This is a genomic window from Hymenobacter humi (assembly GCF_042665855.1).
Lineage (GTDB): Bacteria > Bacteroidota > Bacteroidia > Cytophagales > Hymenobacteraceae > Hymenobacter > Hymenobacter humi.
Window position 1 is genome coordinate 196,944 of record NZ_JBHTEK010000001.1, and the last position, 12,338, is coordinate 209,281.

Consider the following 12,338-nt stretch of genomic DNA (forward strand, 5'->3'; position numbering starts at 1 on the left):
TCGTTCAGGAGAACAGAACGAATGGCCCCCTTTTAATCACACCTCGCAATGCCTAAAGTAAAACCGCACCGTACCTCGCCGTCGCTCGACATGACGCCGATGGTGGACCTGGCCTTCTTGCTGGTGACGTTCTTCATGCTCACCACCAAGTTTGCTCCTGAAGAGACGGTGGTGGTGGACACGCCATCGTCTGTCTCGGAGCTTAAACTGCCCGAAAGCAATGTTATTACGCTGACCATCGACAACAAAAAGCGCGTGTTTTTTGGCGTTGACGACCCCAAAACCAAGGTACAGGCCTTGCAGCGGGTGGGTGCCAAATACGGCGTTAACTTCACTGCGGCTCAGGCCAAGGAGTTTGGCAACCTGCCCAACTTTGGTCTTCCCATCAACCAATTGGGTTCTTACCTCAACGTTGAAAAGGAAGAACGCAAGCAGCTGAATGCCCAGCAGCCGGGTGTTCCCATCGACTCGCTCAACAACCAGCTTATTGACTGGGTGCTGGAAGCTCGCCGGGCCAACCAGGCCCTTTTCAAGAAGCCCACCTACATCGCCATCAAAGGCGACGGCAACGCCGACGTACCGACGGTGCAGCAGGTTATCAAGCTTCTGCAGGAACGCGACATCAACCGTTTCAACCTCATCACGGACTTGGAGAATCGGCCCGTAGCAGCTGCTAAATAAAACGTAGCACCTCGCACAAGCCAAGCATTTCCCAATCCATTCACTTAAGTAAATCCCATGGCAGAAATTCAAGGAAAAGCCGATTCCGGTGGGAAAGGTGGGAAAAAGCGGGCCAAGAAAATGTCGACCAAAATCGACATGACCCCGATGGTGGACTTGGCCTTTCTACTGCTCACCTTCTTCATGCTGACCACCACCTTCGCCAAGCCCAACGTGATGCAGCTCACGATGCCGGTGAAGAAGACTGATGACGTAGAAGACACGAAAATCAAGGCCTCGCAAGCCATGACCATCCTGCTCGGCAAAGACAACAAGGCGTACTATTACTACGGCCTGAACACGCCGACCGACAAAACCGTACCAAAGCCCGAAATGAAGGTGACGAACTTCTCGGCCAATGGCATCCGGCAAGTCCTTTTGGAACGCCAGCGCCAGCGCCCCGAGCCCATCATCCTCATCAAGCCAACCCCGGACGCCAAGTATAAAAACATGGTGGACATTCTGGACGAGATGAACATCACGGGTCAGAAGAAATACGCGCTGGTGAAGGCTCCCCAAGTCGATTTGGACCTTATTAAAGAATCTGCGCTATGATGGATAACTCGCAAATTGCCAAGGCCAGCTTAAACGACATCGTTTTTGAGGGCCGCAATAAGGCATACGGTGCGTACGTGCTGCGTCGCTTGTATCAGCGGCACGTCACGCGCGCACTGATTATCGCCACGGCGGTGTTCTTGCTGTTAATTGCTTTTCCGCTCATTCAGCAGTATCTGAAAGATAAGATGCCGAAAGAGCCCAAGAAAAACTTGCAGGAGAACGTGCTGATGGACGCTCCTCCCCTGGACGAAACCAAGCCGCCGCCCCCGCCACCGCCCCCCGAGGCACCGCCACCCCCTCCCCCAAGCTCACCACCATCAAGTTTACCCCTCCGGTGGTGAAGAAGGATGAAGAGGTGAAAAAGGAAGAGGTTCCGGACGTGGAAGAGCTCAAGGACAAAACCGTAGCAACCGTAACCGTAAAAGGCAACACGGACGCTCCGGACCTGAGCGAGCTTTCGGGCGAAGGCGATAAAGTGGTTGAGGAGGTTGTAGAAAACAAAGTCTACACCTACGTAGAGCAGATGCCTTCGCTACCCGGTGGCGGTGGTAATGCAGCCATCGTAGCAGCCATCCAGAAGGCTGTTAAATACCCTCCGCTGGCTCTTCGCAACCAGGTAGAAGGCCGCATCTTCGTTAGCTTCACGGTGAATGCTCAGGGAGCGGTTTCTGACGTAAAAGTGGTAAAGGGTCTGGGCTCCGGCTTGGATGAGGAGACGGTTCGGGCAGTAAAAACCCTGCCTACGTTCATCCCCGGCAAGCAGAACGGCCGCGCGGTAAGCGTATCCTTCACGGTCCCGATTACCTTCAAGATTCAGTAAAGCATTGTTCTGGCACAAGCCGGAATAACTCAAAACCCCGGATTGGGCCTCGCGGCCCGGTCCGGGGTTTTTCGTTCGGTAGCTCTTAGGCCAACTATGCCAGGGTGGCTTTGCATGGGCGCATACCAGTAGGGAGTGTTTCACCGTTGTGCGGAAGCAAGCTATAGGCAGAGAATCTTACCCGGCCCTGGAGGCATACAGGAGGCCATAAAACAAAGTGGTAGCTTGGCCACCCGCGTTAATAGTCTCCTTTCAAAACCGATTAGGCTCACCTCACTTGTCACTTTACCATACAAATTCCCACTTGGAGCCTTGGCTAACAATGTAGTAGGTACAGGACTACGGTTGAAAGTTAGAAGCTGCTATGAAAAGCGGCTAATTTTAGGCTTTTTTGTGGTTTAGTATCATATATAGCCAATTATCTGCACGAACCTTTCGGCGGCGTTTTTTGGTTGTATAACATCCTCATTCTTGCATTCTTCTGTTTATGCTCAACATTCCCACAACCGAAGAAAGGCTTGGTAAATCGCCCCAACGGCTGGTGCGTTACTTTGTTTTGGCAATGGCCTTGGTATATATAGGCCTGGGTGTATGGCTTTGGTGGTCGGCTACCCAGCCCACGGGTGGCGGCCTGCTTCAGTTGGGACCTATTGGCCGGCGGGTGCTGGGCTCGGTCTTCATTCTGTACGGGGTGGTCCGGTTCGGCCGGGGCTACCAAACCTACTTTCGCAAAAAAACCCTCAACGACCATGAATAAGCGCACACACCTATTGACCACTGGTGCCCTGGCGGTACTGGCGGGAGTCCTGACTGTGGCGTCTTGCAACGGCCCCGGGTCGCCCGGTGCTCAGGACACCCCCACCAGCGGCACGGTGGCCGTGAGCGCGGACGAGACCTTCGCCCCCATCCTGCAGGCGCAGATTGATACCTTTTCGAAGCTCTATCCCAATGCGCACGTGAAGACGACCTTTCAGCCCGAGGAAAAGGTGATGCTTGACCTCATCAACGACAAAGTGAAGCTGGCTGTGGTATCGCGGGAACTCAACGCCGAGGAAAAAGCCGATTTTGATAGACAGAATATTGTGCCACGTGCCACGCACATTGGTATCGATGGCCTGGCTATTGTGCTGAACCGGGCCAATCCCGACTCGATGCTGACGGTCGCTCAATTGGCTGATATTTTTACCGGCAAAACCAAATCCTGGTCTCAGTTGAGCGGCAAAAAGGCCCTGGCAGATATCAACGTAGTATTTGACGCAAACCGCAGCAGCACTGCCCGCTTTGTGCGCGACTCGGTGACCCGTGGCGCGGCGCTGACCACCCGGGTGTTTGCCGCGTCTTCGAATCCGGCACTGCTAGATTATGTCGCCACTCATCCCAACGCAATTGGAATCGTGGGGGTGAACTGGATTTCGGACCAGGACGACCCGGCAGCCATGAAGTTCCTGAACAAAGTCCGTGTTGCCCGGATTACGGCCCGGCCCAACCCCAAGCCCGGTGATTACATTCAGCCCTACCAAGTTTATCTGGCTGAAAAAACGCCACAGCAGGCGGTGGAATACCCAGATTTGCAGAATTACCCGCTCCGGCGCAACCTTTACGTCATCAGCCGCGAGGCGCGCGCAGGGTTGGGCACGGGGTTTGCATCCTTCGTCGCAGGTAAGAACGGGCAGCTGATATTTCAGAAGTCGGGCTTGATGCCCGCTCAGATGCAGGCTCGCATTGTGACTACCCCTAAACTGTAAGCGCCCTTCGCGCGTACGCATCTTCAACACGCTTTTTCATCCTTTTTCTCTTACTATGAGTTTCAAGCCCTGGAATCAGCCGCTGCTCGTTGCCATCGCAATGGCCGCCGGCACTACGGCAGCCACCGCCCAAGACGTGCAGAAAGCCCATCGCGCAATCGAACTGGGCCGTTATAACGAAGCCCGCGCCATACTGCGTCCCGGCTCCTCGCCCGAAGCAGCTTTCGAGCTCGGCCGCCTGTACCAAATGCGTGACATGCCGGATTCGGCTGCCTTTTACTTCAACCGGGCCTCGGGCACTACGCCTTTTGGCAAAGTAGCCGCCGGCCGTGCCCTGCTGGCCAAAGGTGAAGTAGGCCCGGCCGAAGCACAGTTTGAAGCTGCTGCCAAAGCCACCAAGAACAAAGACGCCAAGTTGCTGACCATGATTGCCCAGGCCTATGGGGAGTCGGACGTGAAGGACACAGGCAAAGCCCAGAATTATCTGACCGCTGCGCAAACGGCTTACAAGAAGGACGACCCGGCCCTTATGGTAGCCCGCGGCGATGTTTTTCTGCACTCGGACCAAGGCGGTGGCGAAGCCATGACCAGCTTTGACCGTGCCATCGCAGCCAACCCCAGCTACGCCCAGGCCTACTATAAAAAAGGCGTGCTGAACGTACGTTCGCGCAACTTCAACGCGGCTCGTGAGAGCCTCAGCAAGGCCATTGAGCTGGACCCCAGCTACGCTCCTGCTTATCGTGAGTTGGCCGATATGTATTACTACGCTGGTCAGTACGACCTCGCGCTGAGTACGTTCCAGAAGTACATCGGCTTGGCTGAGAAGTCGCCGGCTACCGATGCGCAGTATGCGTCGTTCCTGTATCTGACCAAAAAGTATCCCGAGGCACTGGCTGAGGTAGATAAGGTGCTTGCAGCCGACCCGAAGAACCTGACCATGAACCGCCTGCGCGCCTACTTGCTGTATGAAACCGGCGACTTCAACGGTGCCGCTACGGCCATGGACACGTACATGAAAACGGCGCCGGCCGATAAGATTATTCCCGAGGACTACTCTTATCAGGGTCGTATTCTGGCCCGCGCGGGCCGTGCCGATGAAGGCATTGCTATCCTGAACAAGGCTATTGCTTCGTCAACTGACCCGGCTAAAACCTCCGAGCTGCAGAACGACCTGGCCACGGCTTACATGGCCAAGAAGGACTACAAATCGGCCATTTCGGTATTCAAGAAAAAGCTTGCCGGTGGCAAAGGCGACCTGACCGACCAATTCCGCTTAGCTACGGCCTTCAATGGCAACAAGCAGTATGCACAGGCCGACAGCACTTATAACATCATCATCACGGCTCGTCCTACTTACGGGCCGGCTTACCTGGCGCGCGCTAAAGCCAATGCCAACCTCGACCCCGAGGCGAAGCAAGGCTTGGCCAAGCCTCACTACGAAAAGTACATTGAGCTGTCGAAAGCTGAAGGTGCTGACCCTGCTAAGTTCCGCGAAGGTCTGGTAGAAGCCTATGGTTACCTGGGGGTGTACAACTTCCAGAAAGGCGACAAGGCTACGGCACTGAGCAATTTTGAGCAAGTGCTGGCCCTTGACCCTGAGAATAAGGGCGCTGCTAACAACATTGCCATTCTCAAAGCCAAGCCGCGTACCCCGGCTAAAGCTCCCGCGAAATCTTCCGCAGTTAAGAAGAAGAAATAGTAGAATTGAGCTGAATGCAAAAGCCCCGACGTCTAATCGTCGGGGCTTTTTTTGCTCCATTGAGCCGGGGACTTACTCTCCCGTTTGGGCCCAGTTCCGCCAGCGTTCCAGCACCGCAGCGAAGTCAGCCGGCAGCTCAGATTCGAAGAAAACCTGCGCGCCTGAAGTAGGGTGCGCGAAACCCAGCGACCGGGCGTGGAGGGCCTGCCGGGGCATAAGCTGAAAGGCTCCTTCTACAAAGGCCCGGTAAGCTCCCGTATTCTGGCCCACCCGAATACGGTCACCGCCATACGTGGCATCGGAGAATAGCGGGTGCCCAATGTGCTGCATATGCGCCCGAATCTGGTGAGTGCGGCCGGTTTCGAGCACGCAGCGCACCAGCGTTACCGGGCCGAAGCTTTCCAGCACCTCGTAGTGCGTCACCGCGGGCTTGCCTTGCTCGCCGCCGGGGTATACGGCCTGCACCTTGCGGTCGCGCAGGCTGCGGCCTATATGGCCTGTTATGGTACCCGTTGGGCCAGGGGGCATGCCCCACACCAATGCCAAATAGCTCCGCTTGATGGTATGGTGGAAAAACTGGTTCGACAAGTGCGTCATCGCGAACTCAGTTTTGCCAATGACCAGCAAGCCCGAAGTGTCCTTATCGATTCGATGGACCAGGCCCGGCCGGATTTCGCCGTTGCGGCCCGTGGGCAGATTGGCAAGGTGGTGGGCCAGTCCGTTCACGAGCGTGCCTTGCCAGTGGCCATAAGCGGGGTGCACCACCAGCCCGGCGGGCTTGTTCACGATGAGCAGTTCCGGGTCTTCGTACCGGATATCCAGCTCCATTTCTTCGGCCACCACCCGGTCCTCCCGCGGGGGCTCGGGCAGGGTGATGGTGATGGTATCCTGCGGCTTTACCCGGTAGTTGGGCTTTACGGGTGCGCCGTTCACTTCCACGGCCAGCGCGCGAATGGCTTCCTGCACCTTGTTGCGCGAGGTATTGCGCAGGCGGGCTTGCAAGAACTTGTCGATGCGCAGCAATTCCTGCCCGCGGTCTACCACGATGCGGTGGTGCTCGTACAGTTCGTCGCTGCCGTCCGCAAGGTCGAGGTCCTCCCCTTCTATGTCCTCGGCATTCACTTCGTCGCTTATCATGTTTAACGCATTGGTACATGAAAAAAGCCGAAGCAAACGCTCCGGCTTTTCTGCTACTGAGCGGCAGAAGCCGCTTATTTCTTGGTCTTAGTTTTGGTCTTGGAGGGCGCTGCGGCCGGAGCGGCAGCGGGAGCCGCCGGACCCGACTTGATGGGGGCTGCGGCACCAGGCGTGATGCCCATTTTCTTCAGCACGAGGTCCGAAATGTCGCCTTCTTTGGGCGCGTGCAGCAGCAGCGGGCTGCCACCGCCATCAGAGTTGAACACGTAGGTGAAGCCATTCTCATTGGCTACGTCGTCGATGTTCTTTTGCAGCTTGTCGAGGGCGGGCTTCAGCAGCGTTTGCTGCTTTTGCTGCAGCGACTGCTGGGCGCTTTGCTGGAACTCCTGGATGGATTGCTGCAGGTTTTGCAGTTCCTTCTCCTTGTCGGCCTTTACTACGTCCGTCATGGTCGGGCCGCCTTGCTGATAAGCCTTCAGCTTGGTTTCAAATTCAGTAGTCTTGCTCTTGGTGAGACCCCAGCTGGTCGTTGTACGTTTTCAGCTGCGACTCAATTTGCTTGCTTTCGGGCATCTGGGCCAACACGTACTGGACGTCGGTGTAGCCAATTTTCAGGGGGCCTGGGCCTGCGCAGAAGTGGCAGCCAAGGTTCCGGCGGTCAGCAGAGCGGCGGCGAGCGTCAGACGAAAGATTTTCACGAGGTTCATCAAAGGAAAAAAGGTCAGAAAAATATTAAGACAAATGTAATTACTTCAAGCTCTTCTTGGTAGAATTCTTCTTGGTGGGGCGAACAGGCTTGCCAGCCGGAGCCGGCTCAGGTGTTCCCGAATCGGTTTCAAAGTTGGCATCCACCGGCGTTTTCGGTGGTGCTACGGTTTTTACCACGCCCTTAGGCCCTGGCTGGTTGCGGTCTTCGGCGCCCAGGCCCAGCTCCTCCAACACGAATTCGGTGTAATCGTGCGCCGGGTTGGTGTATAGCATGGTCAGGTCCCCCGATTTATCGAAAATCACGGCAAGCTGCTTTTTCTTGGCCACCTTTTCGCAGGCTTCAAATACCTTATCCTGAACGGGCTTATTGAGTTCCTGGCGCTTCTTAAACAGCTGGCCTTCGTAGCCAAACTGCTTGTTTTGGTAAGCTTTGATGTCCTGTTCTTTCTGCAGAATTTCGTCCTGCCGCTTTTTCTTCATGGGCTCGGTTAGCACCACTTCTTCGGCAGCATAATTCCGGTAAAGTTTCTCTAGGTCCTTTTTCTGGGCTTCGATTTCCTTTTGCCACGTATCCGAAAACGTATTTAGCTCAACCTGGGCTTTGGCGTATTCCGGCATTTTGGCCATGATAAACTCCGAATCGACCCAGCCGAATTTCTGTGCCTGAGCACCCGACGCTACGGTAAGCAACAATAAGGCCAGCAGGCCACGGATATTCTTCATAGCTGAGGAAACGTGAAATCTCGCCCGGTAGTGCCCTCCTAGCGAATTTGCTGTCCGATGATAAAGTGGAAGTGATTCGGGTCTTGTTTGCCCGGATTCGCCGTGCTCGGAATCACCTGGTCGAAACCGTGGCCGAAGTCAAAGCCCAGCAAACCAAAGGCCGACATGAAGATACGCGCGCCAACACCAGCCGAACGGTACAGTTTGTAGGGGTTGTAGTTGGCGTACGAGCTATAGGAATTGCCTGCTTCGGCAAAGGCCAGCACGTACACCGTCGCCGCTGGGTTGAGGCTGACCGGATAGCGCATCTCCAGCACGTACTTGTTGAAAGCTACCCCACCCGGCTGACCCTGCTGGGCCGTGGGAATGGCGAAGGTGCTCTGGGGGTCGTCGTAGCCGCGCAGGCCCACGTAGTCGGTGCCCACCAGGAAGTTGCCGCCGCCGTTGTAGCCCAGGCCCGCGCCACCCATCTTGAACCGTTCGAACGGCCCAATCTCGCGCTTGGAGCTGTAGTTGCCCAGGTAGCCAAAGTGCGCCCGGGTGTTCAGCACCAGCTTGCCGACAATGGGCGTAAACCACGAGGCATCAAACATCCATTTGTGGAATTCGATTAGCTCGTTGGAGTTGGGATGGTCGGGGTTAAGTCGGGAATACGGCGGCGTCAAGCTCATGCTCAGGCTCAGTGACGAGCCCCGGCGGGTGTACGTGGGGTTGTCGATGCTATTGCGCGCCAAGGTGGTATTGAGCGTGATGTTGGTAGCATAGCCCGTCGAGAAGCCAGGAATCAGGCCGTAGTTCTGCGTCTGGTACTGGCTCACCGAGAACGAGTTGCTGAGCGTGAAGTAGTCGTCCGGCACCCGCAGGCTGGCGGCCCAGGCCCACCGAGGCACTGTTTACTTTGATAAAGCTGCTGGTCGATGCATCCAAGGCCTGGCCGGCCCGCTGCACGCTGTGGTTGAGGCTGAACGAGAACGAGTTGGGCCGGCGGCCGCCCAGCCACGGCTCAGTGAACGACAGCGAGTAAGCCTGGTACTGCACGCCGTTGGCCTGCACATTGAGCGCGAGCCGCTGGCCGTCGCCCGAAGGCACGGGCGTCCAGTTGCGCAGCGTACCGGCTTTGCGCAGCGAGAAGTTGTTGAACACCAGGCCCACGGTTCCGATAAAGCCGGCGTAACCACCCCAGCCGCCCGACAGCGTTACCTGGTCGGAGGGCTTCTCTACCACCGTGTAGTTGATGTCTACGGTACCATCCACCGGATTAGGCACCGGGTTGATGCCAATCTTTTCCGGGTCAAAATAGCCCAACGTGGCTATCTCCCGCTGCGAACGAATGAGCAATTCCCGGTTGAACTTGTCGCCGGGCAGCGTGCGCAGGGTACGGCGCAGCACGTGGTCGCTGGTCTTGGTGTTGCCGGCGATATTGATATCCTTGATGTGGGCCTGTACGCCTTCGCTCAGCCGCATTTCAATATCGATGGAGTCGCCTTCTACTTTGGTCTCGACCGGGTCGATGGTGAAGAACAAGTAGCCGTCATTGAGGTACAGCGAGGAAATGTCCTGCCCGGTCGGGTTGTAGTTTAGGCGCTTGTCCAGAATTTCTTTGCTGTACGGACTGCCAGACTTGATGCCCAGCACGTTGGCCAGCGTCTTGTCGTCGTAGAGGTAGTTGCCGCTCCAGGTGATGTGGCGGAAATAATACTTCGGGCCTTCGTCTACCCGAATGCGCAGGGCCAGTCCTTCGTCGTCGCGCACCAGCGTGTCGCTTACGATGACGGCGTCACGGTAGCCTTCCGCGTTGTAGAACTCCAGTACCTTCTTTTTATCTTCTTCGTACTCGTTGCGCTGGAACTTGCCGGCCGTCAACAACTTGTACGGTTTGCGCTCCTTAGTTTTCTTGAGCTTGCCTTTCAGCTTGCGGTCCGAAAAAGCCGTGTTGCCTTCAAAAGCAATATCGTGAATGCGGACTTTCGAGCCCTTGTCAACATCGATGCGCAAAGCCACGCTGTTTGACAAGGACGAATCCGGCACCTGGATGATGTTCACCTTAGCGTCCAAGTAGCCCTTATTAACGAAGAACTTGCGCACCTGCGTTCGCGTGTTGTTCACCAGCGCATCGGTCACCACCTTGCCGCGAATCAGGGTAATCTTCTTGGTCAGGTCCTCCGTTTGGCTTTTGCGGATGCCCGTGAAGGTGAACTTGGACAAGCGGGGCCGCTCCTTCAGGTTGTAATCCAGGAAAATCTTATTGCCCTCGGTGCGCGCAATGGTAACGCTCACATCGCCAAGAATGCCCTGAGCCCACAGCTTCCGGATAGACTTGCCAATCTCTTCGCCAGGAATGGTGATGGGGTCGCCCACTCGCAGGCCCGTCAGGCCAATGAGGGTGTTGGGGTCCAGGTCACGGGTGCCGCTTACCGTAATGCCCCCCAACACGTAACGCTTGGGCTCATCGGCCGCGCCGGGGATGGGCTGCTGCGCCAGTACCGGACGAGCCACCAAGCCACCCAGCACCGCCAGGGTCAGCACACATTTTACAAAAAGATTACGCACAACAATCATTACAAAAATTTAAGATACAGCGATTTGCTCGCTGGTTTTGCCAAATCGCCGCTCCCGGCGCTGGTAAGCCCGAATGGCATCCTGGAAATGCTGCTTCCGAAAGTCCGGCCAGAGCAAATCGGTGATATAAAGCTCGGTATAAGCCAGTTGCCAAAGCAGGAAATTACTGATGCGCTGCTCGCCACTGGTGCGGATAAGAAGTTCGGGGTCGGGCATGTTGGCCGTTACCAGATAGCTTGCTACGGTGCCTTCGGTTACGTTGGCGGGCTGCAGTTTGCCGCTGGCTACGTCTGCCGCCATGCGCTGGGCGGCCTGGGTTAAGTCCCAACGCCCGCTGTAGCTCAGGGCCAGCACCAACGTCATGCGGGTACCGGCTTTGGTTAGCTCCTTGGCCTCCGCCAGCTCGCGCTGGCAGTTGGCCGGCAGGGTACTGATGTCGCCAATGGCTTCCAAGCGAATGCTGTTCTTAAGCAGCGTCGCGGTTTCCTGGCGAATGGTATGCACCAGCAGTTGCATCAGCGCCATGACCTCGAGCGCCGGGCGGTTCCAGTTCTCTGTGGAGAAAGCATACAATGTGAGATAGCGCACGCCGAGTTCGGCTGCTTCTTCCACAGTTTCGCGCACGGCGGTGATGGCGCTTTGGTGCCCAAACACGCGCAAGCCGCCCCGCTGCTTGGCCCAACGCCCGTTACCATCCATGATAACAGCCACGTGGGCGGGAATATTCTGAGTATCTATTTCGGCCTTGCCGGTCATCCTTGCGGTTTCGCTAAAAGAGGACGCAAGTTACGGAAATGGTTGCATTTAGCGGCGGCGCAGGTGCATTAACACCGCGCATCCAGCCACTGCCATCCACCCTTCTTTGCCCCGCGCTGCTGCTACCTAAGTAGCTCAGGGTTGTTTTTATAAGGTTCCGGGCACCGTATCTTATAAAACGTATAGGACAAACTTATCCCGCTGTAATAATACCAGTCCTGGTTATGACGGTTCACCAGCAGGGGGTCTTGTTCTGATAAATGGTCGAGCTGGTCGGTAAAGGCTTTGCGGGCCCCGGCCTCCAGGCCTAAGTTGATATGCCGCGATAAAGCATACTTGAAGCCTACTCCTGCCGGAATGGCAAAGCCCAGCATGGAACCTTTCTGATTAAAGGCTTCTCTTAGGGCAGCGTTGTTACTCACCGTCGTGGTATTGGCATAGAATGCCGCAACGCCCACAAAAACATAGGGAGTAAAGTGAATTTTGTTCGTTCGGTAATGATAATCCATGAAGTTATACTCCATGACCGCCGAGGCTTCCAGCAAGGAACCTTTGGTGTTCACCTGCCGGTAATTATGCAAAGGCGGCACCTCTCCATCGACGCCTCTGACATTATCATCAGCCGCCCGTAGCAGGCCCGCGGTGAAAGCGCCCCGCAGGGTGATGGGCACCGAAACGTCCTTGCGATAAAACGCAGTGAACGCCGGCCGATTATTCTTCAGCTGATATTCAGGAGAAACCTCTCCACGGTAGTTGGTCGTCCCAATTCCAATACCAATTTCACTGGTATTCTGAGCTGAAGCGGCAGGGCAAAAAAACGCACTCCCCGCTTGCGTCAAGCAAACGAGGAGTGCGCTGTGGAAAACAGAATTTGTCATTCAAACTGACTGTAGTGTATAAAATCAGCCAGCAA

Annotated in this window: 13 protein-coding genes and 1 pseudogene; 7 read left to right on the forward strand and 7 right to left on the reverse strand. The window is 56.0% G+C overall.

Annotated features, from left to right (window positions below):
- Positions 1-48 precede the first annotated feature (48 nt).
- From ACFQT0_RS01095 to ACFQT0_RS01125, 7 genes are all read left to right on the forward strand, one after another.
- The gene (locus ACFQT0_RS01095; RefSeq protein WP_380199663.1) at positions 49-681 is read left to right on the forward strand and encodes an ExbD/TolR family protein; all 633 of its coding nucleotides are present in this window, start codon (positions 49-51) and stop codon (positions 679-681) included.
- 57 nt (positions 682-738) lie between these two features.
- A complete protein-coding gene (locus ACFQT0_RS01100) occupies positions 739-1,275 on the forward strand; it encodes an ExbD/TolR family protein (protein ID WP_380199665.1) in 537 nt (178 codons plus the stop codon).
- Positions 1,272-1,619: a hypothetical protein gene (locus ACFQT0_RS01105; protein ID WP_380199667.1), complete on the forward strand. Its 348-nt coding sequence runs from the start codon at positions 1,272-1,274 to the stop codon at positions 1,617-1,619. Before ACFQT0_RS01100 ends, ACFQT0_RS01105 begins: the two co-directional genes overlap by 4 nt.
- On the forward strand, positions 1,616-2,098 hold the full coding sequence (locus ACFQT0_RS01110) for an energy transducer TonB (RefSeq protein WP_380199669.1): 483 nt from the start codon (positions 1,616-1,618) through the stop codon (positions 2,096-2,098). Before ACFQT0_RS01105 ends, ACFQT0_RS01110 begins: the two co-directional genes overlap by 4 nt.
- 562 nt (positions 2,099-2,660) lie before the next feature.
- The gene (locus ACFQT0_RS01115; RefSeq protein ID WP_380199671.1) at positions 2,661-2,855 is read left to right on the forward strand and encodes a hypothetical protein; all 195 of its coding nucleotides are present in this window, start codon (positions 2,661-2,663) and stop codon (positions 2,853-2,855) included.
- On the forward strand, positions 2,848-3,843 hold the full coding sequence (locus ACFQT0_RS01120) for a PstS family phosphate ABC transporter substrate-binding protein (protein WP_380199673.1): 996 nt from the start codon (positions 2,848-2,850) through the stop codon (positions 3,841-3,843). Before ACFQT0_RS01115 ends, ACFQT0_RS01120 begins: the two co-directional genes overlap by 8 nt.
- A gap of 55 nt (positions 3,844-3,898) precedes the next feature.
- Positions 3,899-5,542, forward strand: coding sequence for a tetratricopeptide repeat protein (locus tag ACFQT0_RS01125; RefSeq protein ID WP_380199675.1), 1,644 nt, complete (start codon positions 3,899-3,901; stop codon positions 5,540-5,542).
- Positions 5,543-5,614: 72 nt separating this feature from the next.
- On the opposite strand, the gene ACFQT0_RS01130 is transcribed toward ACFQT0_RS01125, so the two are convergent.
- The 7 genes and pseudogenes from ACFQT0_RS01130 to porG form a co-directional block, all read right to left on the reverse strand.
- Positions 5,615-6,679, reverse strand: a complete 1,065-nt coding sequence (locus ACFQT0_RS01130) for an RluA family pseudouridine synthase (RefSeq protein ID WP_380199677.1) — start codon at positions 6,677-6,679, stop codon at positions 5,615-5,617.
- A 74-nt stretch (positions 6,680-6,753) separates the two neighbouring features.
- Positions 6,754-7,176, reverse strand: a pseudogene (locus ACFQT0_RS01135) (OmpH family outer membrane protein); the annotation flags it as partial.
- Between the two features lie 250 nt (positions 7,177-7,426).
- Entirely contained in the window at positions 7,427-8,110 is a 684-nt protein-coding gene (locus ACFQT0_RS01140; protein ID WP_380199679.1) for an OmpH family outer membrane protein, read from the reverse strand.
- 38 nt (positions 8,111-8,148) lie between these two features.
- Positions 8,149-8,928 (reverse strand): hypothetical protein, encoded by a 780-nt coding sequence (locus ACFQT0_RS01145; protein WP_380199681.1) that lies wholly within the window; start codon positions 8,926-8,928, stop codon positions 8,149-8,151.
- A complete protein-coding gene (bamA, locus tag ACFQT0_RS01150; RefSeq protein ID WP_380199683.1) occupies positions 8,831-10,636 on the reverse strand; it encodes an outer membrane protein assembly factor BamA in 1,806 nt (601 codons plus the stop codon). The genes ACFQT0_RS01145 and bamA overlap by 98 nt, the downstream gene beginning before the upstream one ends.
- A gap of 42 nt (positions 10,637-10,678) precedes the next feature.
- Complete coding sequence (locus ACFQT0_RS01155) at positions 10,679-11,425, reverse strand: isoprenyl transferase (RefSeq protein WP_380199685.1); 747 nt, start codon at positions 11,423-11,425, stop codon at positions 10,679-10,681.
- A 122-nt stretch (positions 11,426-11,547) separates the two neighbouring features.
- Complete coding sequence (gene porG / locus ACFQT0_RS01160) at positions 11,548-12,303, reverse strand: type IX secretion system protein PorG (protein WP_380199688.1); 756 nt, start codon at positions 12,301-12,303, stop codon at positions 11,548-11,550.
- Between the last annotated feature and the right edge of the window lie 35 nt (positions 12,304-12,338).

What these genes read in the sequence shown, in the direction of transcription:
- ACFQT0_RS01095 (WP_380199663.1), top strand. Translation starts at nt 49, where the DNA reads ATGCCTAAAGTAAAACCGCACCGTACCTCGCCGTCGCTCGACATGACG.
- ACFQT0_RS01100 (WP_380199665.1), top strand. Translation starts at nt 739, where the DNA reads ATGGCAGAAATTCAAGGAAAAGCCGATTCCGGTGGGAAAGGTGGGAAA.
- ACFQT0_RS01105 (WP_380199667.1), top strand. Translation starts at nt 1,272, where the DNA reads ATGATGGATAACTCGCAAATTGCCAAGGCCAGCTTAAACGACATCGTT.
- ACFQT0_RS01115 (WP_380199671.1), top strand. Translation starts at nt 2,661, where the DNA reads ATGGCCTTGGTATATATAGGCCTGGGTGTATGGCTTTGGTGGTCGGCT.
- ACFQT0_RS01120 (WP_380199673.1), top strand. Translation starts at nt 2,848, where the DNA reads ATGAATAAGCGCACACACCTATTGACCACTGGTGCCCTGGCGGTACTG.
- ACFQT0_RS01125 (WP_380199675.1), top strand. Translation starts at nt 3,899, where the DNA reads ATGAGTTTCAAGCCCTGGAATCAGCCGCTGCTCGTTGCCATCGCAATG.
- ACFQT0_RS01130 (WP_380199677.1), bottom strand. Translation starts at nt 6,679, where the DNA reads ATGATAAGCGACGAAGTGAATGCCGAGGACATAGAAGGGGAGGACCTC.
- ACFQT0_RS01140 (WP_380199679.1), bottom strand. Translation starts at nt 8,110, where the DNA reads ATGAAGAATATCCGTGGCCTGCTGGCCTTATTGTTGCTTACCGTAGCG.
- ACFQT0_RS01155 (WP_380199685.1), bottom strand. Translation starts at nt 11,425, where the DNA reads ATGACCGGCAAGGCCGAAATAGATACTCAGAATATTCCCGCCCACGTG.
- porG (WP_380199688.1), bottom strand. Translation starts at nt 12,303, where the DNA reads ATGACAAATTCTGTTTTCCACAGCGCACTCCTCGTTTGCTTGACGCAA.